General features: G+C 53.7%; 24 protein-coding genes. 10 read left to right on the forward strand and 14 right to left on the reverse strand.

The window, feature by feature from the left end:
* The first annotated feature begins 103 nt into the window (after window positions 1-103).
* Window positions 104-853 carry an ion transporter gene (locus ABJM21_RS15495; RefSeq protein WP_348301828.1) on the forward strand — a complete coding sequence of 250 codons (750 nt, stop codon included), beginning with the start codon at window positions 104-106 and terminating at the stop codon, window positions 851-853.
* Here the strand turns inward: ABJM21_RS15495 and ABJM21_RS15500 are convergent, their stop codons facing one another.
* The 3 genes from ABJM21_RS15500 to ABJM21_RS15510 are packed head-to-tail and all read right to left on the reverse strand — an operon-like array spanning window position 854 to window position 2053.
* Window positions 854-1150, reverse strand: coding sequence for a DUF1971 domain-containing protein (locus ABJM21_RS15500; protein ID WP_348301829.1), 297 nt, complete (start codon window positions 1148-1150; stop codon window positions 854-856).
* 5 nt (window positions 1151-1155) lie between these two features.
* Window positions 1156-1602, reverse strand: coding sequence for a hypothetical protein (locus tag ABJM21_RS15505; RefSeq protein ID WP_348301830.1), 447 nt, complete (start codon window positions 1600-1602; stop codon window positions 1156-1158).
* Entirely contained in the window at window positions 1589-2053 is a 465-nt protein-coding gene (locus ABJM21_RS15510; RefSeq protein ID WP_348301831.1) for a group III truncated hemoglobin, read from the reverse strand. The genes ABJM21_RS15505 and ABJM21_RS15510 overlap by 14 nt, the downstream gene beginning before the upstream one ends.
* 82 nt (window positions 2054-2135) lie before the next feature.
* On the opposite strand from ABJM21_RS15510, the gene ABJM21_RS15515 reads away from it, so the two are divergent.
* Window positions 2136-2573, forward strand: coding sequence for an Rrf2 family transcriptional regulator (locus tag ABJM21_RS15515; protein WP_348301832.1), 438 nt, complete (start codon window positions 2136-2138; stop codon window positions 2571-2573).
* Window positions 2574-2585: 12 nt separating this feature from the next.
* On the opposite strand, the gene ribH is transcribed toward ABJM21_RS15515, so the two are convergent.
* From ribH to ABJM21_RS15545, 6 genes are all read right to left on the reverse strand, one after another.
* Complete coding sequence (ribH, locus tag ABJM21_RS15520; protein ID WP_348301833.1) at window positions 2586-3005, reverse strand: 6,7-dimethyl-8-ribityllumazine synthase; 420 nt, start codon at window positions 3003-3005, stop codon at window positions 2586-2588.
* Window positions 3005-4312 carry a 3,4-dihydroxy-2-butanone-4-phosphate synthase gene (gene ribB, locus ABJM21_RS15525; protein ID WP_348301834.1) on the reverse strand — a complete coding sequence of 436 codons (1308 nt, stop codon included), beginning with the start codon at window positions 4310-4312 and terminating at the stop codon, window positions 3005-3007. Before ribB ends, ribH begins: the two co-directional genes overlap by 1 nt.
* A gap of 270 nt (window positions 4313-4582) precedes the next feature.
* Window positions 4583-5485 carry a sterol desaturase family protein gene (locus ABJM21_RS15530; protein WP_348301835.1) on the reverse strand — a complete coding sequence of 301 codons (903 nt, stop codon included), beginning with the start codon at window positions 5483-5485 and terminating at the stop codon, window positions 4583-4585.
* Window positions 5486-5514: 29 nt separating this feature from the next.
* The gene (locus tag ABJM21_RS15535; RefSeq protein WP_348301836.1) at window positions 5515-6387 is read right to left on the reverse strand and encodes an alpha/beta hydrolase; all 873 of its coding nucleotides are present in this window, start codon (window positions 6385-6387) and stop codon (window positions 5515-5517) included.
* A 279-nt stretch (window positions 6388-6666) separates the two neighbouring features.
* Window positions 6667-8091, reverse strand: coding sequence for a hypothetical protein (locus ABJM21_RS15540; protein WP_348301837.1), 1425 nt, complete (start codon window positions 8089-8091; stop codon window positions 6667-6669).
* A 461-nt stretch (window positions 8092-8552) separates the two neighbouring features.
* On the reverse strand, window positions 8553-9377 hold the full coding sequence (locus ABJM21_RS15545) for a TauD/TfdA family dioxygenase (RefSeq protein WP_348301838.1): 825 nt from the start codon (window positions 9375-9377) through the stop codon (window positions 8553-8555).
* 90 nt (window positions 9378-9467) lie between these two features.
* On the opposite strand from ABJM21_RS15545, the gene ABJM21_RS15550 reads away from it, so the two are divergent.
* The gene (locus tag ABJM21_RS15550; protein WP_348301839.1) at window positions 9468-10457 is read left to right on the forward strand and encodes an SDR family oxidoreductase; all 990 of its coding nucleotides are present in this window, start codon (window positions 9468-9470) and stop codon (window positions 10455-10457) included.
* A 10-nt stretch (window positions 10458-10467) separates the two neighbouring features.
* Here the strand turns inward: ABJM21_RS15550 and ABJM21_RS15555 are convergent, their stop codons facing one another.
* Both ABJM21_RS15555 and ABJM21_RS15560 read right to left on the reverse strand, forming a co-directional pair.
* Window positions 10468-10848 carry a hypothetical protein gene (locus tag ABJM21_RS15555; protein ID WP_348301840.1) on the reverse strand — a complete coding sequence of 127 codons (381 nt, stop codon included), beginning with the start codon at window positions 10846-10848 and terminating at the stop codon, window positions 10468-10470.
* Window positions 10849-10860: 12 nt separating this feature from the next.
* Entirely contained in the window at window positions 10861-11295 is a 435-nt protein-coding gene (locus ABJM21_RS15560; RefSeq protein WP_348301841.1) for a hypothetical protein, read from the reverse strand.
* Window positions 11296-11424: 129 nt separating this feature from the next.
* Between ABJM21_RS15560 and ABJM21_RS15565 the strand changes: the two genes are divergently transcribed.
* The 3 genes from ABJM21_RS15565 (at window position 11425) to ABJM21_RS15575 (ending at window position 13630) form a co-directional block, all read left to right on the forward strand.
* Window positions 11425-12186, forward strand: a complete 762-nt coding sequence (locus ABJM21_RS15565; RefSeq protein ID WP_348301842.1) for a helix-turn-helix domain-containing protein — start codon at window positions 11425-11427, stop codon at window positions 12184-12186.
* A 50-nt stretch (window positions 12187-12236) separates the two neighbouring features.
* Window positions 12237-13205 carry a subclass B3 metallo-beta-lactamase gene (gene bla / locus ABJM21_RS15570; protein WP_348301843.1) on the forward strand — a complete coding sequence of 323 codons (969 nt, stop codon included), beginning with the start codon at window positions 12237-12239 and terminating at the stop codon, window positions 13203-13205.
* Between the two features lie 77 nt (window positions 13206-13282).
* Window positions 13283-13630 carry a nuclear transport factor 2 family protein gene (locus tag ABJM21_RS15575; RefSeq protein ID WP_348301844.1) on the forward strand — a complete coding sequence of 116 codons (348 nt, stop codon included), beginning with the start codon at window positions 13283-13285 and terminating at the stop codon, window positions 13628-13630.
* 5 nt (window positions 13631-13635) lie between these two features.
* Here the strand turns inward: ABJM21_RS15575 and ABJM21_RS15580 are convergent, their stop codons facing one another.
* Genes ABJM21_RS15580 through ABJM21_RS15590 form a run of 3 tightly spaced genes read right to left on the reverse strand, consistent with a single transcriptional unit; the run spans window position 13636 to window position 15194 of the window.
* A complete protein-coding gene (locus ABJM21_RS15580) occupies window positions 13636-13965 on the reverse strand; it encodes a hypothetical protein (RefSeq protein ID WP_348301845.1) in 330 nt (109 codons plus the stop codon).
* A 21-nt stretch (window positions 13966-13986) separates the two neighbouring features.
* Window positions 13987-14985: a nitronate monooxygenase gene (locus tag ABJM21_RS15585; RefSeq protein WP_348301846.1), complete on the reverse strand. Its 999-nt coding sequence runs from the start codon at window positions 14983-14985 to the stop codon at window positions 13987-13989.
* 11 nt (window positions 14986-14996) lie between these two features.
* Entirely contained in the window at window positions 14997-15194 is a 198-nt protein-coding gene (locus ABJM21_RS15590) for a DUF1674 domain-containing protein (protein WP_348301847.1), read from the reverse strand.
* An 84-nt stretch (window positions 15195-15278) separates the two neighbouring features.
* Here ABJM21_RS15590 and ABJM21_RS15595 point away from each other — a divergent pair, with 84 nt between their 5' ends.
* The 4 genes from ABJM21_RS15595 (at window position 15279) to ABJM21_RS15610 (ending at window position 20207) form a co-directional block, all read left to right on the forward strand.
* Window positions 15279-16208 carry a M48 family metalloprotease gene (locus ABJM21_RS15595; RefSeq protein WP_348301848.1) on the forward strand — a complete coding sequence of 310 codons (930 nt, stop codon included), beginning with the start codon at window positions 15279-15281 and terminating at the stop codon, window positions 16206-16208.
* A 99-nt stretch (window positions 16209-16307) separates the two neighbouring features.
* A complete protein-coding gene (locus ABJM21_RS15600; protein WP_348301849.1) occupies window positions 16308-17588 on the forward strand; it encodes an RsmB/NOP family class I SAM-dependent RNA methyltransferase in 1281 nt (426 codons plus the stop codon).
* 118 nt (window positions 17589-17706) lie between these two features.
* Window positions 17707-18384: a ribulose-phosphate 3-epimerase gene (gene rpe / locus ABJM21_RS15605; protein WP_348301850.1), complete on the forward strand. Its 678-nt coding sequence runs from the start codon at window positions 17707-17709 to the stop codon at window positions 18382-18384.
* A complete protein-coding gene (locus ABJM21_RS15610) occupies window positions 18381-20207 on the forward strand; it encodes a heparinase II/III family protein (protein WP_348301851.1) in 1827 nt (608 codons plus the stop codon). The genes rpe and ABJM21_RS15610 overlap by 4 nt, the downstream gene beginning before the upstream one ends.
* The last annotated feature ends 7 nt before the right edge of the window (window positions 20208-20214 follow it).

Below are 20214 nucleotides of genomic sequence, written 5' to 3' on the forward strand. Positions count from 1 at the left end.
CGGCGAAGCGTTCAATCGTTACTTGATCCGCTGAGCGTAAGTCGCCAAATGGCAGAAATCAAAGTTAAAAAGGGTGAGCTTAGTGATCCAGAAGATCAAAACCATGATCGAATCCACCTGGTTTCAAAATGCGGTGATGGCTGTAATCATTATCAATGCGATCGTGATTGGCATCGAAACCTCTGCTGATGCAATGGCGGCCTTTGGACCGTTTCTGGAGGCTTTGGATCAAATTGCCATTACGATCTTCGTCATCGAAATCCTTTTAAAGTTGCTGGTCTATCGTTTGGGGTTCTTCCGCAGCGGCTGGAATATTTTCGACTTTGTGATTGTCTCGGCGGCTTTGCTGCCATTGGGCGGGAGTTTCGCTATTCTCAGGGCACTGCGCATCGTGCGGGCCTTTCGCCTGATCTCGGCAATGCCGAAAATGCGGCAGGTGGTGCAAGGCCTGTTGGCGGCTATTCCGTCCATGGGGTCGGTGATTTTATTGCTCGGCCTGATTTTTTATGTCGCGGCGGTGATGGCAACAAAACTCTTTGGAGACTCCTTTCCGCAATGGTTCGGCTCGGTAGGTTCCTCGCTTTATTCATTGTTCCAGATCATGACGCTGGAAAGCTGGTCCATGGGTATTGTCCGCCCGATCATGGAAGTTTATCCTTGGGCCTGGGCGTTTTTCGTGCCGTTTGTTCTGGTCACGTCTTTTGTTGTGCTGAACCTGTTCATCGCGATTATCGTCAATGCAATGCACGAGGAAGCGGATGAAGAACAAAGCGCGCAGCGTGATATCATATTAGATGAGATACGCGGATTGCGGCAAGAAGTCGCAGCGTTGAGGAGTGACAAAAGCGGCTGATTACTTGTCGCTGATTCCGGGCCCGATATCTGGCCTTTCGCGATAGAAATGCACCTGCATCTGCATAGGGCCAATTAGGGCGACATGATGCAATTGTTCCGGCTCGATCAATTGCCGATCTCCGGCAGTCATTAGTCTGGTCTCCTGATCTTCTTCAATCACATAGTGAAGGCTGCCATTAATTATCTCAAGCACGCCCCAAGCACCGGCTTTGGTGCTGTGGGCAGCTTGCAAGGCTTTGGGCAAGTTGTTTTCATCGAAGACCGGTGTTGAACTATAGGGTGTCGGTTCAGGCATATCGGTCACATCACGATCGAGCGAATAATCGCAATACTGATGCCAAAGAACGCGAACACCATCGGCACAATCAACATCTGTCCATAGACGGCACCAAAGCTCATTCTACCAGTAAAGGTATCAAACTTGCCCTTGATCCACTGGCTCTTTTCGTTCTCAGCTGATCCGCTCAAGCTGTTCAGGGCAAAGACAGTACCAAAGTACATGGCCGTATAAAGCATGCTGACGGCAATCATGAACAAGGCGCGTCCATCGTGACCCGTGCCGAGGATCAGGCCTAAGAAAAACAACGCATAGCTTGCGGCCATACTGCCCCAGATGATTGCGGGAATGCCGAAGGTGCGGGCTTCGGGTTGAGCGGGAGCGGCAAGCACATCCAGCTTATGGGGTGCAGGCGCGTGGTAATATTCGTCACTTAGGACGGCTAATTCATTCTCATCAAGCAACATCATTAATCTCCTTTTTCTGAGATATTGTGGGCAAGCCATCACGGTGGATGGAAATGCCGGTCATCAGGCTGTCAGCAATACGTTCTGCCCGTTCGGACAGGAATTGGCAGGCAGCTGCATTGGACATCACCTCAGGCAATGTCTGATCAAACAGAGCAAGCCAGTGATTGAAATGGGCACGTTCAATATCGGGGATCGCCAGATGTTTGACCATCGGATTGCCGCGAAACCGGCCTGACTCAATTGCGATCGACGTCCAAAAGTCTTTCATGCGTGCAAGATGGGGCGGCCAGTGGGCGATATGTTTGTTGAAGATCGGTCCTAGCAGAGCATCGCTGCGGATCTTTTCATAGAAATTCTCTACCAGGTCCGAAATCCGTTCTTCGGTAATCCCAAGAGCTTCTGCATAGGCGGCTTTTTCTTCTCTGGCAGCAATTGTGTGAGCGTGTGGCATCGTGCGACTCATTTAAAGAGGTATATAATATGCCTCTTATATCTGCCTTGAATTTAAAAGCAATATATAATATGCATGTTTAATGAGATTAACCACACAAACTGATTACGCGTTGCGGACATTGATGTTTTTGGCATCGCAAGAGGGCAGCCAGAAGATCGATGATATCGCGTCCGCCTATGACATTTCAAAAAACCATTTAATGAAAGTCGTGCAGCGCCTGGTCGGTGAAGGCTTTATCACTAGCCAACGCGGGCGTGGTGGGGGACTGACTCTGGCCCGTGATCCTGCGGAGATCAATATTGGCGCTGTCGTTCGCGCGATCGAAGAGGTCAGTCAGTTTGTTGAATGCAGTCCCGGTTCAACCAACCATTGCATAGTGACGCCCGTATGCGGCCTCTCCCACATGTTATCCGATGCGGTTGAAGCTTTTTTGAGTCATCTCGACAAGTTTACCCTGTCTGATGTGATGGGTAAAAAGGAAAGATTCGCTGATATATTTCAAGCAGCGATGGCCTAAACCCTCTGGCACTCAACTATATTTTAGCGCCAGATCATACATGGCAACAGCCGCTTTGGCCGCTTCTCCGCCCTTGTCTTTCTGTCCCTTGTCGGCGCGAGCCAAGGCTTGCGCTTCATTTTCGACCGTGATGATCCCGTTTCCAATCGCCGCGCCGTCTAGTGTCAGGGCCATGATGCCGCGCGCACTTTCGTTGGATACGATTTCAAAATGATAGGTTTCGCCGCGCAGCACGACGCCTAGTGCGACAAAGCCATCGAACTGGCCGCTGTCAATTGCGAGGGAGATAGCACCGGGTACTTCCAGTGCGCCAGGAACGATCAAGGTCTCATGTTCATGGCCAGCAGCTTCCAGAGCCGCCTTGGCGCCGTCGAGCAGCATATCATTCAAATGGTCGTAGAAACGCGCTTCGACGATCAGGAATTTGGCCATTATGCGGTCTCCAATTCTTTATGTGTTTCGCCATCGGGAATGGCACGTTGGCCGACAATACGCAGGCCATAGGCATCGAGCCCGACCAAGTCATGGCTGGTATTGGAAAGCAATTCCATATCGCTCACGCCCAGCTCGGTCAGGATTTGCGCGCCTACGCCATAGTCGCGAAGCTGATCCATATCGGCTGGCTTTTCCCCTTTCAGTCTTGCGACCTGACGGGAATAATAATCCGGTATGCGGGGGCTGATAAACACGATGATTCCGGAACCTGCTTCTCCGATGATTTTCATCGACTCTGCCAGCGTCCCGCTATGGGCGCCCATCTTACCAAACACATCGCTGAAAATAGCGGTGGCATGCATACGGACCAAGGTCGGGCTGTCCGGATCGACATGGCCTTTTTGTAGGACAATCTGTTCGGACTCGGTCGCCGTATTGAAGAAGGTGATTGCTTTCCACTCTCCGCCCCAACGGCTTTCGAATGTTGCCTCTGTACGTTTCTGGGCAAGATGATCGTTGCGCAGACGATAGGCGATTAAGTCGCGGATCGTGCCGATTTTCATGCCGTGATGTTGGGCAAATTCGATGAGATCATCGAGCCGTGCCATTTCGCCATCATCCTTCATGATCTCACAGATCACACCGGACGGGTTGAGACCGGCAAGGCGGGACACATCGACAGCCGCTTCGGTATGACCAGCGCGCACCAGCACACCGCCATTACGGGCCTGCAACGGGAAGACATGACCGGGTGTCACAATCTCGCTCTTGCCCTTGGTACCATCAATCGCAACCGCAACAGTGCGCGCGCGATCAGCAGCGGAAATGCCGGTGGTCACACCTTCGCGTGCTTCAATCGAAATCGTGAAGGCGGTCTCATGGGCGGTCCGGTTATTCTGGCTCATCATGTCGAGGCCCAGCTCTTCCACCCGGTCTTTCGCCATCGCCAGACAGATCAGCCCGCGGCCATATTTCGCCATGAAGTTAATCGCATCGGGTGTCGCCATTTGCGCCGGGATGATCAGGTCACCCTCATTTTCACGGTCCTCGTCATCGACCAATATATACATCCGGCCATTACGGGCTTCGTTGATAATCTCTTCTGCCGTTGCCATCACGCTATTACCACCGCGGGCCAGATATTTTTCGAGCTTGCCCAGCGTTTCGGCGGTCGGGTTCCAATCTGCCTCACCGAGTCGGCGCAAGCTGTTGGCATGCAGGCCAGCGGCGCGGGCCAGACCTGCACGCGTTTCCTTGCCAGAATCGATCAGTTCGATGAGTTGCTCTATCAATATCTTGCTCATGGATACGTCCTATTTGCTAGTAATGGCATATAGGTATCACATTGCAATGTGATCCGTCTAGAGGAATATCACATCAAGTGTGATAGGGTTTTGACGATTTCGGCCAGTTTATACGCAATATACACAGAATCGACCAAAAATTTTTGCGCGTCCGGTCTTTATAGCGCGACCGCAATGTGATGATCGATGTGCTGCAATATGAAAAAGCCATCCGCTCCACTATCATGGCAGAGGTTATGTAGGAAAGCGTTCCGACGCCTGTCTACTGGTTCACTCCGCAGGCTCCAGCGTTAGCGCATATTTCGGGCAGTCACTGCGGCACACGCCGTCATGGGACCATTCCGGCGGCTTCCACAGATAGAGTAGTTTATCTTGCCAGCGCTCCGCATGGCTCATTCGTTCGGACAGCTGTTTAATGCCGGCAAATTGTGCGGTGAGCGGATTATTGTCATGGACCTGTTTGACCAGCCCGACCACTGGGGGCTCCTGATAGGGTTCAAAACTGCCAAACAGCCTGTCCCACAGGATCAGCACCTGAGAAAAATTCTTGTCGATATAATGCGGTTGGTTGGCATGATGGACCTTATGATTGCGCGGGGTCGCGAATATGTGTTCCGCTGGTCCCAGATCACCGACATAGCTGGCATGATTCCAGATACCGAAGATATTTTTAAACGCCGACACACCCAGGAAGATGATCGGCGGCACGCCCATCAACGCCGCAATTGCGTCGAGCGGCCCCCGCGCAACATTATCGAGGACAAACCCGCGCGCCGACGTGCTGTGGTTAAATTCATTCGAACTGTGGTGGATCGAGTGAAACGCCCAGAGCAACCCAACGCGGTGGCCCAGCCGGTGATCCCAATAATAGGACAGCTCGTGCACGACAAATGCGAGCACCGCCGCCAGCGCGAGATTGTCGATCATGAAAAACCGGAAATTTTCATAGACCAGAATATAGAGTGCAAAAGGCAGCACGAGGCCAAATATCAGCTTGATGACGCTCCCGAGCAGGTTGAGCCCAATGCTGCATAAAGCATCAGCATTATCATAGCGGCCGCCTTTTAGAAGGTGATAGACCCGCTCTGCCAATACCATTCCGAAATAGGCGCCCGCCATCCACCAGATGCCGGTTTCGCTGCCCAAAGTTTCTATGGCTGTTTCGATCATCATCCGATCCCGCTCCGGTTGAGACAATAAGCTTACAGGAAATCCCTTAACTCGCCAACAAACTGATCAAATTGGTCATGATGCAACCAATGCCCCGCATCGGCAAATTCCTTCACCGCGACAGTGTCACCGAAAAATTTTATCCGGCCGTCTTTCTCCGGATTGCTCGCCCAGCTGTCGGCGCCATAGTGTAATTGGGTGGGGCAAGAGATGTTCTTCCACAATTGCTGAATGTCAGATTGTTGTAGATCGATTGAATCCCAATGCTGCACATAGGGATCGAATTTCCAGCTATAGCTGCCATCCTCATTGCGGATGACCGCATGGGTGGTGAGATGGCGAGCCTGTTCGTCCGACAGATGGCCATTGGCATCCTGCATTCGTTTCAGGGCATCTTCAAAGGTCGGATAGCGCTTTACCTGGCGACCGGCAGCCTTGCGTTTTTCCTCAATTGAGCTTCGCACGCGTGCGAGTTGACCGACTTTTTCACGCTCGGCGAGCATTTCCGGCCCGGGGCCCAATCCTTCAATCGCAACCAGCTTACGCACAGTATCAGGATAGAGGCCGGTGTAGCGCAAAGCGATATTCCCGCCCATGCTATGCGCGACAATAGTTACTGGCGACAGATCAAGCTGATGGATAAGCTGCGCCAGATCGGTGACCATCGCCATAGTCGTATAATTACCATCAGTGCTCCACTGGCTATCGCCATGGCCGCGGACATCGGGCGCAATAATATGCCAATCATTGCGCAATTCCTGCGCAACCCAGTCCCAGTTGCGGCAATGATCCTTACCGCCGTGAAGTAGGATCAGCGGCGGTTTCTCCGCATTACCCCAATCAGCATAATGCAGCCGCAGCCGCTGGGAGAAATAGCTGTGCGAAGCAGGGCCGACCAATTCCATGTGTGTTCCTTGGGATGTAATGCGTTTGGATGGTCTATAAACGGTTCGCCCTCGGTTTGTCGAAGGGTGTTTGTCGGGATGTGGTTCTTATCAGCGGCTGTCCGCTTTATTCCGAAAGCGGACATTGGCTTTGACTTCCCTGAACGACAATTTTTGGGGGTGAAAGCGGACATTGCAAGAATGATCTCAAAGCAGCCCAATTTAGCATCGAATGGGCGTCGCCCATTCCCATAAACCATTGGCAAGCAAGCACTATGGCTTTTGGCTGATGTGATTCTATCAATTTGTCACAATGATGTTATCTGACTCTTCGTATAACTCTTGCCTGATTGGTGCTAGCTTGGGCGACGATTCTTGTTCGTTACCACGATCAATCATTCGCTTCCGGCAGGCCTGAGACGGCAAGCGCCCCGCCGCTTGTGCCTCCGTTATGACGCAGGAATGCCCTGGGTAGCCCTCAGGAATATTCACTCCATCTTTCACCACGAAGTCCTCCCTGTGGCTTCCAGTTAGTCTTGCTGGCCAATGGGGCATCGCATCGGTGATAAGCAGCCAGCTGTTTTTAATTCTCTCAAGCGCGCCGCTCGCCAGCAATTGCGCCAGCCCAAACTGGTGGGGCAGGACTTTGTAGACCCCGACGGCCTGACTTGTGACCAAAGAAGCCGGATCGACGTTCTCCAAGCCGCCGGGCTTGTACCTAATGGCGTCGCGCCACATTAGCGCGTCAAATCCTTCTGGCGCCGGCTTCTTGCTTAGCATGACTCGCTGTGCCGTTGCTTGCGGTAGTTTCACTGACCCTACATTGTACTCGTTTGCGATTACATTCATCGCGCTACGGCCAATTATCTGCGCGATCCGATCTGCCCCGCCCCGATGTTCGTTGCTAATATTTGCACCATTGGTCAGACACTCTGCGGGCAAGGCATGAAACCGATCCTCATCGATCCCGATGGCAGCGACCGCTGATGCCAAAGGCCAATCTTGATCGCTATATCCTGATTTTCGTTCATGGCTGTCAAAGGACGAAGCAACGACCTTTTCAACCCTTTCGGTCGCGCCGGAAAAACGCCAGATCGTCGAGTGATATGAATCAAGAATTATATAAAGTGGCGCCTGGCCCGGTTCGATGATCACATCAGCTATGCTGGTTTCGACTGAGGGTTTGCCAATCCATGTGTTGGCGAGAACTCCCGCTTGGTATGTGGAAAACAGCACCAATTCGGCGTCCACACTTGCAACAGGATAAACGCAACCTTTGCTGATCAGTCGCTGACGAATGCGCTTTTCGCTCTGATATTGAAAAAGCCGGTGGTGCTCGCCCTTGTCGATAAGTCCGTTTTCATTCTGATCGAAATGGTCAAAGACCTTTTTCGCAATTCTGCTCAGTTCCAGGACCGTCAATTGTCCATCATCATCGGGGTCAAGCGCAAGCAGGCCGTTTAGGAAAAGGTCGCGCTCTTTTTGTTCTTCCTCGGGATCAATTTGCGTGACTTCTTCAAGCGTTGCGACCCCGTCGCCATCGCGATCGAACCGAGCCATTTGACTATCCGCTTCCTCTTCGCGTTGGGTCGCGTCAAGACTGCGTGAGTATTCGATAATTTCAGCGCGAGTGACGGTGTAATCGCCATTATAGTCAAAGCCTAGCAGCTGATTGATCGCATGCCGGCGCCGAATCGTCGCCCGCCTTGCATATTCTCGCGCCAAATCTGTCTTGTCTAAACCGTCTCTATCGCGGTCTAGATTGCGAATGGGCCTCAACGTGCTTGCGATGTAGCTCTCGCGTGCGGTTCCTTGTCTAAGCGAATGCGTTAGAACCCCTTGTGAGGTTATTAACGCCTTGAGAATTTCTTCGTCAAACTCCACAGGTTGCGCGCGCGCCGTATCCCGAAACTAGAGCCATGGACAGACCAACCGCGACAAGGGATCGTTTGACCCCCAAATTCGCTCGCGGTGGTTTTGTCATATCTTCACACTCCTTTGACCTGTCGTTCCAAGTTGCGACGACTGCCAAATACTAACAATTTTGACTCTAAAACACTAATATTAAGTACTTACAGTAAACGTCCTAAATTGGGTCGTTTGCTGAATGGCCGCTTTTGCTTTCTTAACGTCCGCTTTTGCGCTCAAAGCGGACGTTGAAACTCGTTACCAAACATTATTTATTCTCAGAGCAACGGCACGCCCGCCACCGTAATCCGGTTGAGATAGCGCCGATGGCCCTGATAATCGTTTAGCGCATAATGCCAGGTTGAGCGATTGTCCCACATGGCGAGCATGCCCTCTTCCCATTGCAGGCGGAAATGAAACTCGGGTTGGGCGATATGGGCATAGAGTTCTGCCAACAGCGCTTTGCTGCCTTCCTCTGCCATATCGACGATGTTCAGCGTGAAGCCTGGATTGACATAGAGTCCTTTTGCTCCGGTTTCGGGATGGCGGAGCACTACAGGGTGAACCGCTTCTTGTACGGCGGATTCCGTATTGCCGAACCGACCGCCAAATTTCTTTTGATAGTCGCTGTCTTCGCCGAAAATATGGGCGTTGCCATGCCGGGCCTTCAGGCCATCGAGGCGCGCCTTCATATCATCATCCAGTGCCTCATAAGCGGCCTGCATTCCGGCGAACAGTGTGTCTCCTCCGCTGGGCGGGATTTCCAATGCGTAGAGGATTGAGCCCATGGCGGGAACCTCATCATAGCTGTGATCGGTATGCCAGCCGCCGCCAATATTCACTTCCTGATCAGGTTCCTTGAGGACTTTTGCAATTTGCGGATAGCCCTCAACAGGCGTGAAGAAGCGGTTGATGTCGATATCGTTCCAGCGCTCGGCAAAGGCGATATGATCTTCCGGTGTCAGCTTCTGATCCCTGAAAAACAGAGCGCCACTGTCGAAAAAAGCGGCTCGCAATTCGGCAAACTGGTCATCGCTCAGGGATGTCAGATCGATATCCTCGACGATCGCGCCCACGGCTTCGCTGGCTTTGGATATCTGCATATTTTCTCCCCGTGATTCTTATTATATAATAGGTATATATCCTATTTTTGTGATAATGTGACAGGTGAAATAGATAAGGAACAGGCCTCCATGACCGATATGAAAATGAACCGCCGCCAGATGCTTGCCGCTGGTGCGGCCACTGGCATCGCGCTAACCGCTTCCCAATCCGTTGCCGCGGAAGACGGGCCGACCAGTCTCAAGGGCAAATCTGTGCTCATCACGGGATGCTCGTCAGGCTTTGGATATCTTGGTGCTCTGCTTTATGCAAAACAGGGGGCGAAGGTCTTTGCCACGATGCGCAACCTACCGCGCCCGGAAGCGACTGCGTTGATGGATGCAGCAAAGAAAGAGAAGTTGGACCTGACGATATTGGAACTCGATGTGTTGTCGGACGAATCCGTGACCAAGGCGGTCGCGGAAGCCGAAGGGCTTAGCGGTGGCGCGCTTGATGTGGTCATCAACAATGCCGGTGTCGGCACTGGTGCGCCAGTGGAGCTTCAGGATATGGAAGCGATGCAAATGTTGTTCGACACCAATGTCATGGGCCCACAGAGGGTCGCGCGCGCTGCGCTGCCAGCGATGCGAGCGAAGAAATCAGGTGCGATCATGAATGTGTCGTCCCAACTCGGGCGAGTGATGATACCGGGTATGGGACTCTATTCTTCCACCAAATTTGCACTGGAATCGATGAGTGAGCAAATGGCTTATGAGCTGGTTCCGCATGGCGTTGATGTTACGATCGTCCAGCCGGGCGGCTTCCCGACCGATATATGGGACAATGGCAACAAGCTCACCGCACCGATGTTGGAGCGCGCGGATGAAGAGCGAAAAGCTGCTTATCCTGAACTGGTCGCCGGGGCGCTGCGAGATGGCGGCGGATCAACCGATCCTATGGACGTACCGCGCGCAATGGCCGCTGTTATGGCTATGGCACCGGGCAAACGGCCGCTGCGCCTGCCTGTGCATCCTGTTCGCAAACCATCATTGGCGATCAATGATGTTAGCGCCAAGACGCAGGTGGCAATGCTTGGTGGTTCTGCCTTTGGTCCTTGGGTCAAAGATGTGAACGAGCGCTAGCCATAAGGCATTAGCTTGCCTTCTGGCGTCCGATTAGGGCGGCGCAGGTCATGAATAATGCAACGCCAAACAGCAGCCATGCCGCACCATTGGCAAGGTGATCGCCGGGCCCGCCATAGAGCTGCGGTGCCCAGGTGATCGCGAAACCATCGAGAAACATCGCGGTAACCACGCCGACACAGGTTGCCGAAAAGAGGTGGTCGCGCGGTAGGCCCGTCACTTTCATCAGCAGGTAAACCGTGACCCAGGTTCCGGGGATAGAAACCAGAAACAAAATGATTCCCGAGGTGCCGCCGCTAAACATCTCTGGGAAAAGCTGAATGATCATTGCGGCGATGAACCATAATATGGCGCCGATTAGAGCGAAGGTGAAGAAATAGCCTTTAGACATGTTAACCTCCTCTTAAACCGATGCGGTTTCGGGTGCTTTGACCCAAACCAGCGGCAGCAAATAGAGTATCAGAAGGATGCTGTTGGATAGCGCGTTTAGTGGAACGCCCCCTGCAATTGATGCACTGCTGTCGATGACAAACCACGCCAAGAGCGCATAGATGCTCGCGCGTTTAATGGCCGCATTGCCCTCTTCAATCGCTGGTGCGGTGATCAGCAAGAGCATCATCATGAAACCGGCAAAGAGCCCGCCGGCGATGGCAAAGCCGACTTTGGCCTCTGGCGTAGCGATGCCGCCAACCCCCTCGGAACCAGGAATGATGATAGTGAGAAACTGGCTTAAAATGCCGGTTGGATCACCGATAGCTCCCAGCGCAAATACCAGGGCGGATAGCAAGGACGCGATTGCAAGGAAGCGCATAAAATTGGCTGCTGCTTTGGGTGACATAATCTATCTCCTTTTTCAGTTAAGGATCATGAAACCCGATAGCGATAGCGAAAACAATTACCTCATGGGTAAGTGCGCTGCTTGTGCTGTGCTGGCATGATACGGTAATAATGACAGGAGGAGCGGGTAATGCGATCAGAATTTGGCAGCATATTGAAGGAATGGCGTAAGGTCCGACGGTTCAGCCAGTTGGATCTCTCTCTCGAAGCCGACATGTCGGCACGCCATCTCAGTTTTCTCGAATCCGGTCGTTCCAATCCCAGCCGGGCGATGGTGCTGCGGCTGTCGGAAGCCCTACAACTGCCCCGACCTATGGCTAATCAGGCGCTGCATGCGGCGGGTTTTGCGGCGACCTATCCCAGCCTGCCGGAAGATGCACCGGAGCTCGCCCCGGTTCATCAAGCTATTGCAACGATGCTTGACCATCACGACCCCTATCCCGGCATCGCGGTCGATCGGCACTGGAACATCGTACGCTCCAACAAGGGAGCAGAGATGCTGTTGGCGCTCGCTAGTCCCGGTGAGACGGTCAACATGATGGAGATTCTGATTAAAAGCGCTGAAATGTCGCTTATAGAAAATTGGGATGAAGTGGCCATGCTTTCGCTGACCCGTTTGCGCACCGAAATATTGGAATTGGGCGGTGATGAAAAGCTGTCTGCCCTGATGCAACGTGTTTCCGATCTCGACCGGGTGAAAAATGTCGACATGGGATCGATCAATCTTAATCAGGCGGTGATTCCTACAATTCTGCGGATGGGCGAAACCCGCCTGTCACTCTTTTCAACCATCGCTCAGTTCGGCTCAGTGCAGGACACGCAGGCGGGTGAAACGCGGATTGAATTGATGTTCCCGATGGATGATGAAACTATTCAGTTTTTTGAAAGGTAGGGGCTGGCATTTGGCTGCGACGGGTTTGTCGGGGAGTGGAGTTTTTGAATATGTTGAAGATGCGTTTTTTGACCCTGCCTCTGTTATCTCTCGCAGCCTGTGCACCCAGTCCGGATATTGCCGAAACCCCGGCAGAAGAGGCCAGTATAGACGCAACCGAGGCCATCGCTGAAAATAGAGTCACGCCCGAAAATCTGGCCAAATGGCGCAGGGATAACCCTAGCTGGTATGCTGCGGTCGAGCCCTTTCAAGTTGTTGGCGAGGATGGCACAGGCATCTATTTTGTCGGCACCGAGGGTCTCGGCATGTTCTTCATCCCGACGCCCGATGGACACATTGTTATCGACGGCGGCATGCCCGACCAGGCATCAACCGTGGCCGAAGCGATCACTAAACTCGGCTATGATCCCAAGGATATAAAAATTCTGCTCAACAGCCATGCTCATCTCGATCATTCGGGCGGGCTTGCGGATTTGAAAGCCATGAGCGGCGCGCAGATGATTGCCAGCGAAGGGGATCGGTCTGCTCTGGAGGGCGGTTTCTATCTCGGGTCCGAGGAGGAAGACTTCCTGTTCGCGCCTCCGGTCAAGGTCGACCGGATCATTGCCGATGGTGAAACCGTAAGCCTTGGCGGCGTGACGATGACCGCCCATTTGCACCCCGGTCATTCGCGCGGTTGTACGTCCTGGTCGATGGACGTTACGCAGGGCGGCAAGATTTATGACGTGCTGGTTTTTTGCTCCGCCACTGTAGCAGCGAACCGGCTCGTTAACCCGCCGCAATATGAAGGCATAGTGGACGATTATCGCAGCACATTTGACAAAACCCGTAACCTAAACCCGGACGTGTTCGTCGCCAATCATCCGGGCTTTTTCGGCATGATGAAAAAACGCGAAAAGCAAAAGGCAGGCGATGCCTTAGCCTTTGTCGATGATAAGGCTTTTGGAAAATTTATCACCCGCGTCGAAGGCTGGTTCAAAGACGCGCTGCAAAAACAATCGGCCAAAGCCGCGCCATAGGCTAGTCAAATGAGGACTTGTCGCTGGATGGGCTTGGCGCCTATTCCTTTGCCATAAGGCGAGTGAAGGGAATTGATATGACAACAGCAAAGCAGGTGATCGAGAAATTCTGGGAAATTCAGAATGACCATGATTATACGAAATTAAGTCCTCTATTTGCGGATGATGCTGTGTTTGAAGATCCTGCCATTGGCCGCGTCGAAGGGAAGCCCGCGATTGAGAAGCTGCTGGCAGGTCTGACCAAGGAACTGGCCGACAAGAAAATGCACTTTGAGGTGTTGGAAATTGCTGGCGACGAGCATGTCGCGTGGTCCCGCTGGCTGTGGAAACGGCCTGAGGGGGATATTGAAGGCGTCGGACTGTATAAAGTCGCGGATGGCCAGCTTATCTCTTATCGCGATTTTTACGCCGTGCCGGAGGGCTAGCATTCTCAATTCTTGGGCTGGATATCTTCCGGATAGGGATTGCGCGCAATCAGGCCCCAGCTACTGTTGTTCGACAGGCTCTGCCGCGCGTCTATCTCGATTAGCAATTCTTTGGTTTTGATTATGTCGGCACCGACGGCAGACGATAAGGTTTCAATATCCCGCCACTTATATTTTTCACCGCGCAGCAACAGGATTAGCCGCTCTTTGCGTTTGTCATCCAGCCAATATTCGCGGCGCTTGGAAAGCCAATGCGTGAGGAATACCGTCGCGAGAGAGGCTATCGCGCCGACCACGGCACCGATCAGAACGGCGATTTCTGCACTAACGGTCATTCCGGGCCCTCCAAGTTTCGATCACGGATTAAGCCGCTTCAAGGCGCTTTTCATTTCTGATTCAATGTCACCAATCAAGGTCGCTGCATCCGGGACGTTGGATATCATACCAGCAGCCTCGCCGATACCAATATGGGCTCTGTTAAAATCTGCTTGGCGCACGCCTTCATCATAAGCGGCTCGACCTTCTTCTGGATCATTTTGCAACTTATCAATGCGATCTTCCCATTGCCGGTACAGGTCATTTCGGATGGCCCGAAAGTCAAAAGATTCAGGCCAGTTTTTCCGCCGCAAAATATCAAAGACCGAACTGCGCGCCGTATTATCGCCATCTGTCTCGGTGGCAATTTTCTTGGCCTGCGGGTTGGCGAGACATTCTCTGGTGGCCCAAAACCGTGATCCCATCATGGCACCATCGGCCCCCAGCATCATCGCGGCGGCCAGGCCCCGGCCATCGGCAATGCCCCCGGCACCCAGCAAATAGGTTTCAGGCGCATGGACCGCAAGCCAGTCTGCCGTTTCCGAGATAAAGGAAAATGTTCCGCGTCCGCGCTCTTGGGTTGCGCCATGTCCGCCAGCCTCGGTGCCTTGCGCGACAATTATTTTTGCGCCTGCTTCCACCGCCAGCGGCAAATCTTTGAGCGAATGGATTTGGCAGATAAGCCACGCACCGGAGTCTATGATCCGTTTGGAAAATGGCCGGGGATCACCAAAGGACAGCATGAGCGCAGCAGGGCGATGATTGTCGATCAACCAATCAAGAGCATCAGCATTTTCGGCCAGCTTCCAGCTGATGAACCCGCAGCCCAGACGCTTCATGGCCGCTGCACTATCACCGATAGCCTCCACAGCGATTTGATATTCCCGGCTGGTCCATTCCAGATCACCATATCCGCCACCGACCAGTCCCAATGTCCCGGCCTGCGCGCAAGCCGATGCCAGATCGCCGCCGGACGCCAGTGCCATGGGGGCGAGGGCCAAGGGGATTGTCAAATCGAAATGATCGGCAAAGCGGTTCATTTCTGTTCCTTTTAAAAATCTATCGCCAGACCTTTAAGTTCCCAATCACCGTAGCGGGTGGGGCCGTCTTTTTCCAAAATATCGTCCGCTTTCTCGAGCGGATCCGGTTGTGGCACGGGTGGGCTTTTGGACAAATGGGCAGGGGCTTTGATATGATCAGGGCGCTCACCGGGCTTTCTAGCATCGGCTTTTCTATCTTCTTCGGTCATAGTTTCTATTTCCTGCACATTTGAAAAAGCCCGCCTCAACCCCTATATTGAGGGAGAAATCACTATAATCAAGCGAGTAAAGCCATGAATTTTCTAAAGACGACGATGTTGCTGGCTGCGTTGACGGCGCTGTTCATGGTTATGGGCTTCTCGCTCGGCGGACCGCGTGGCGCTATTTTGGCGTTGCTGGTTGCAGCGGGGATGAACCTGTTTACCTATTGGAATGCTGATAAAATCGTCCTGAAAATGCACAAGGCAGTTGAGGTTGATGCGGGCAGCCATCCGGAATTCTATACGATGGTCCAGCGACTGGCACAGCGCGCGCAGCTACCCATGCCGAAAGTCTATATTGTCGATCAGCCGCAACCCAATGCTTTTGCTACGGGCCGTGACCCCGAAAATTCAGCCGTGGCTGCGACCACCGGGCTGCTCAATATGCTGAGCTATGACGAGATTGAAGGTGTGATGGCCCATGAACTCGGCCATGTGAAAAACCGTGATACGCTGATTATGACGATGGTTGCGACCATAGCCGGTGCAGTGTCGATGCTCGCTAATTTCGGAATGTTCTTTAGAAGCAATCGCGGCCTAGCCGGAATACTGGCCGTTTTTATCGCGCCCTTCGCGGCAATGATCGTGCAAATGGCGATTAGCCGGACCCGCGAATTTGGCGCTGATAAATCGGCGGCGGAGATTAGCGGTAAGCCGATGGCATTGGCCTCAGCCCTCCACAAGATTTCAGGGCAGGCCCAGCGTATTGCCAATCCGGTGGCGCAGCGTAATCCGGCGGCAGCACAGCTTTATATCGTGCCTGCTGGCGTTAAGCAGATGTTTTCAACCCATCCCGCCACAGAGGATCGTATTGCGGCACTCCAAGACATGGCGCAGGGTGGTGGATCAGATGGTTGGTCCAATAATGCTGACGAAATTGGCGATATGGGCCGGCTGAAAGGCCAGCAACAAGGCCAGCAACAAAGAAGGCGCAGCGCGCTCAATCCGACGCGCGGAAACTAGCTTTGTCGTGCTCCGGACTTGATCCGGAGCTTAGGGCGTCTATGGGGATGCTCTGCGTGGTCCGCTCTGGATTCCGCATCAAGTGCGGAATGCAAAAAAATGAACAGTCAAAGCCCCTCCAAAACTCCCGGTCTGCCAGCACGAACCGCTGCTTTGCGTCTGCTCGATGCTGTGTGCCGACGCGGCGAAACGCTGGATCAAGCGCTACCGGCGGCCACTGCCAAACTGGGCAATCCTTCCGACCGCTCGCTGGCCCATAATATCGCGGCCAATGCGCTGCGCTGGATGACCGCTCTGGATGGCATGATCGATAGCGCGACCAAGAAGCGCCTGCCCGATGATGCCAAAGCGCGGATGGCGTTGCGGATCGCATTGGTGCAGGTATTGGTGCTCGAAACGCCCCAACACGCGGCGATTGCGACCGCTTTGCCATTGGTCCATGGCGGACCGCGACGACTGGTTCATGGCGTGTTTTCCACCGTGATGCGCGGTGTGGAATCTGGCGAGTTGGGGCTGCCCGAATATCCTGAAATTCCTGGCGAAACGCTGGATCGCTGGACGAACCATTGGGGAGAGAAAGTGGCTGTTGCAGCAGGGCAGGCGTGGGCCAATTCCCCGCCACTTGATCTCAGCTTCAAGACAGATGATGTTGGTACGCTTGAGGGGGAAAAACTGGTACCCAAACATCTTCGGTTACAGCCGACTGTTCCCGTCACCGAACTAGCGGGTTTTGCAGATGGTGCGTTTTGGGTGCAGGATATTGCTGCTTCTTTGCCTGCACGATTGCTGGGCGAAGGAGGCCGAAAAACGGTGCTCGACCTCTGTGCCGCACCAGGCGGCAAGACCATGCAGCTCGCTGCCGCAGGCTGGAAAACGCTGTCCGTCGACAATAGCGAAAAACGGATGGAGCGGTTCAAGGATAATCTCGGCCGGACCAATCTGGAGGCAGATATTGTCATTGCCGACCTGATGAAATGGGAGCCGTCGGAGCCCGCTGATGCCATATTGCTGGATGCACCGTGTAGTGCGACCGGTATTTTCCGCCGCCATCCCGATGTGCTCCATTGTATCGGATCGCGGCAGATTGCAGATCGCGCAGACGTGCAAAAGGCGCTGCTCGACCGGATCGCGCCTTGGGTAAAACCGGGCGGTGTGCTGATCTATGCTGTCTGCTCGTTGGAGCCTGAAGAGGGCGAAGACCAAGTAGAGCAGTTTTTGGACAGCCATGAGGATTTTGCAATTGTTCCCGTGGATGGCGACACGCTTCCCAATGACATTAGCCCGACCGAAAATGGTTGCATACGAACGTTGCCCAATATGCTTTCCGAAAAAGGCCATCTCGATGGCTTTTTCATTGCGAAATTGCAGCGAAAAGACTGACCAAGCGGTAAAATCCAGCCTGTCCCCAAATTGTCCACAGGCCATTGGGATTTCAGCCGAATCGCGCCTTGCGGGGGCTCTACAAAAATCCTAAACGCAGGATCGCAAAGGAACCGCCATGACCACCACTTCTCATTCCGGCCAAATCCGAATCGCCCCGTCCATCTTGTCCGCCGATTTTGCGCGTCTGGGTGAAGAGGTGCGGGCGATTGACGAGGCCGGCTGTGACTGGATCCATGTTGATGTGATGGACGGCCACTTCGTGCCGAATATTACCATTGGCCCCGGCGTCGTCAAAGCGCTGCGCCCACATAGCGACAAGCCGTTTGATGTCCATTTAATGATTTCTCCCGTTGATCAGTTTCTGGAAGATTTTGCAGAAGCTGGCGCGGATATTATTTCCTTCCATCCCGAAGCGGGTCCGCATCCACACCGCACCTTGCAGACGATCCATTCATTGGGCAAGCAGGCTGGGCTGGTTTTGAACCCCGCAACGCCGCTGGATATTCTCGATTATCTGATCGATGATCTTGATCTCATCCTGGTGATGAGCGTCAATCCCGGTTTCGGCGGACAGAGTTTTATCGACACACAGCTGCGTAAGATTGAAGCGATTCGAAAGCGGATTGAAGCGACCGGTAAGGATATCCGGTTGGAGGTTGATGGCGGGATTGATCGCAATACAGCGCCTCAGGCAATTGCCGCTGGTGCGGATACGCTGGTCGCCGGCACGGCTACATTCAAAGGTGGGCCGGATCATTATGCCTCTAATATCAGTGCTTTGAGGGGTGAATGAGCGCAAACCCGCCTGAGACAGATAAGTTGATCGATGATCCTGCCACAGATCCCGCCACAAATCCCGGTAGCGGGGTAGACCGCTATAGCGGAGAAGAAAGCCAGGCACCGGAAGGCCGCAGTCTGACGCTGCGAGCGGACGGCGACCGCGGGCAATCACTCGCAGAGCAAACCGCGCTGCTCTATTATCGCATGACCTGGCGAATGCCGCTGCACCGGTTGCGCCTGTCGGGCAAATTACCTTTGCGGTTGCTAGCCGTGCCGGTTGATCCGGTAGACGGCGACCGTGTTCAGGGCACAGCGGTGCGAGCTGGACATTTTTTGTTTCGCGGTCTCAAAAAGAAGCTTGAAGGCATTGATTTTGCCGATCTGAAACTGCCTCCTGCTTTTGAAGATTATGTCCATCGCTTTGTGTGGTTGCGTGATCTGGATACAGCGGCGTCGCGGGATCAGGCTTTACCGGTTGCTGAAAAATTGATGGAAGAATGGCTGGATGCCAATGGCAAGAAAATCCGGCAACCGGCCTGGCGTCCGGATAATTGCGGTTGGCGCCTACTGATCTGGGCCAGCCATGCGCCGCTGATCTTGTCTTCCAATGACCTGATTTACCGCTCCAAGGTTTTGAACAATATCGCGCGCACCGCCCGGCATCTCGATCGGACGGCTGACAAAGCAACCTCTAGCCTAGGCCGTTTGGTTGCGTGGAGCGGAGTGGTCGCGGCATCGCTTCTAATCCCCGAAGGTCGCGTACGCCGCATCGTAGGTGAAGCCGGTCTTGAAAAGGCCATGGGCGAATTTTTTTACGCCGATGGAGGATCCGTCTCGCGCTCTCCGCTCAATCAGATGGATGCCGTAATCCTGCTGTCGATGCTCAAACAAGTCTATCTCGCGCGCGAGGAGGATATTCCGGAATTTATCGAAAATGCTTTAGCTATGGCTGTGCCGCCGCTCACCGGCCTGACGCATTTTGACGGCAGCATGGGCAATTGGCAGGGCGGCGGTGCAACCTCCGCCGAGCAAGTTGCGCAGGTCATCGAAGCAAGCGGAGTTCGCGCCCGTCCGTTACGGCAGGCGCGCGATTGGGGTTATCAACGGGTGTCCTCGGGCCGCTCCGTCCTGATCCTTGACGCTGCGCCGCCGCCGATTGCACGGATGGCGGTGGCGGGTTGCGCATCCACGCTAGCGTTTGAATTTTCTAATGGTGACAACCGGATCATTGCCAATTGTGGTGGCGCGGGATTGGTTGGCGCTACCATACCTGCTGGATTGGCGCGGGGGTTGCGTTCGACGGCGGCACACAGCACCTTGTGTATTGATAATAGCAACAGCACTTCTATCCTACCCGATGGTAAGCTTGGGCGCGGGGTGAACGAAGTGGAGTTGTTCCGTCGCGACGTTGAAAATGCGACCCGGCTGGAAGCAAGCCATGACGGCTATGGTCGGCGTTTCGGACTGGTTCACAAACGGCTTTTGTTGATGCGTTCCGATGGACTGGAATTGCGCGGCGAGGATATGCTGATCCCCCATGGTCCCCAAAATAAAAAGTTGCGCCGGCGGAAGAAAAAGGACGTGGAATATGCGCTGCGTTTCCATCTTGGCCCTGATATTGAAAGCGACCTGATATCAGACGGCAAGGGCGTGTTGCTGCGCTTAAAAGACGGGAATTTATGGCAGTTCCGCTCAACAAGCGGGACAATTGTCTTGGAAGATAGTGTCTGGGTAGATGGCATGGGGATTCCTCATAGCGTCATGCAGATGGTGATAACGGATATAGTGGGTAGCGGCGGTGGAGCGACCGGCTGGCTGCTCAAACATATGGGATAAAGACTAT

The organism is Parasphingorhabdus sp. (assembly GCF_039977335.1).
Classification (GTDB): domain Bacteria; phylum Pseudomonadota; class Alphaproteobacteria; order Sphingomonadales; family Sphingomonadaceae; genus Parasphingorhabdus.

What these genes read in the sequence shown, in the direction of transcription:
- ABJM21_RS15495 (WP_348301828.1), top strand. Translation starts at nt 104, where the DNA reads ATGATCGAATCCACCTGGTTTCAAAATGCGGTGATGGCTGTAATCATT.
- ABJM21_RS15500 (WP_348301829.1), bottom strand. Translation starts at nt 1,150, where the DNA reads ATGCCTGAACCGACACCCTATAGTTCAACACCGGTCTTCGATGAAAAC.
- ABJM21_RS15505 (WP_348301830.1), bottom strand. Translation starts at nt 1,602, where the DNA reads ATGATGTTGCTTGATGAGAATGAATTAGCCGTCCTAAGTGACGAATAT.
- ABJM21_RS15510 (WP_348301831.1), bottom strand. Translation starts at nt 2,053, where the DNA reads ATGCCACACGCTCACACAATTGCTGCCAGAGAAGAAAAAGCCGCCTAT.
- ABJM21_RS15515 (WP_348301832.1), top strand. Translation starts at nt 2,136, where the DNA reads ATGAGATTAACCACACAAACTGATTACGCGTTGCGGACATTGATGTTT.
- ribH (WP_348301833.1), bottom strand. Translation starts at nt 3,005, where the DNA reads ATGGCCAAATTCCTGATCGTCGAAGCGCGTTTCTACGACCATTTGAAT.
- ribB (WP_348301834.1), bottom strand. Translation starts at nt 4,312, where the DNA reads ATGAGCAAGATATTGATAGAGCAACTCATCGAACTGATCGATTCTGGC.
- ABJM21_RS15530 (WP_348301835.1), bottom strand. Translation starts at nt 5,485, where the DNA reads ATGATGATCGAAACAGCCATAGAAACTTTGGGCAGCGAAACCGGCATC.
- ABJM21_RS15535 (WP_348301836.1), bottom strand. Translation starts at nt 6,387, where the DNA reads ATGGAATTGGTCGGCCCTGCTTCGCACAGCTATTTCTCCCAGCGGCTG.
- ABJM21_RS15545 (WP_348301838.1), bottom strand. Translation starts at nt 9,377, where the DNA reads ATGCAGATATCCAAAGCCAGCGAAGCCGTGGGCGCGATCGTCGAGGAT.
- ABJM21_RS15550 (WP_348301839.1), top strand. Translation starts at nt 9,468, where the DNA reads ATGACCGATATGAAAATGAACCGCCGCCAGATGCTTGCCGCTGGTGCG.
- ABJM21_RS15555 (WP_348301840.1), bottom strand. Translation starts at nt 10,848, where the DNA reads ATGTCTAAAGGCTATTTCTTCACCTTCGCTCTAATCGGCGCCATATTA.
- ABJM21_RS15560 (WP_348301841.1), bottom strand. Translation starts at nt 11,295, where the DNA reads ATGTCACCCAAAGCAGCAGCCAATTTTATGCGCTTCCTTGCAATCGCG.
- ABJM21_RS15565 (WP_348301842.1), top strand. Translation starts at nt 11,425, where the DNA reads ATGCGATCAGAATTTGGCAGCATATTGAAGGAATGGCGTAAGGTCCGA.
- bla (WP_348301843.1), top strand. Translation starts at nt 12,237, where the DNA reads ATGTTGAAGATGCGTTTTTTGACCCTGCCTCTGTTATCTCTCGCAGCC.
- ABJM21_RS15575 (WP_348301844.1), top strand. Translation starts at nt 13,283, where the DNA reads ATGACAACAGCAAAGCAGGTGATCGAGAAATTCTGGGAAATTCAGAAT.
- ABJM21_RS15580 (WP_348301845.1), bottom strand. Translation starts at nt 13,965, where the DNA reads ATGACCGTTAGTGCAGAAATCGCCGTTCTGATCGGTGCCGTGGTCGGC.
- ABJM21_RS15585 (WP_348301846.1), bottom strand. Translation starts at nt 14,985, where the DNA reads ATGAACCGCTTTGCCGATCATTTCGATTTGACAATCCCCTTGGCCCTC.
- ABJM21_RS15590 (WP_348301847.1), bottom strand. Translation starts at nt 15,194, where the DNA reads ATGACCGAAGAAGATAGAAAAGCCGATGCTAGAAAGCCCGGTGAGCGC.
- ABJM21_RS15595 (WP_348301848.1), top strand. Translation starts at nt 15,279, where the DNA reads ATGAATTTTCTAAAGACGACGATGTTGCTGGCTGCGTTGACGGCGCTG.
- ABJM21_RS15600 (WP_348301849.1), top strand. Translation starts at nt 16,308, where the DNA reads ATGAACAGTCAAAGCCCCTCCAAAACTCCCGGTCTGCCAGCACGAACC.
- rpe (WP_348301850.1), top strand. Translation starts at nt 17,707, where the DNA reads ATGACCACCACTTCTCATTCCGGCCAAATCCGAATCGCCCCGTCCATC.
- ABJM21_RS15610 (WP_348301851.1), top strand. Translation starts at nt 18,381, where the DNA reads ATGAGCGCAAACCCGCCTGAGACAGATAAGTTGATCGATGATCCTGCC.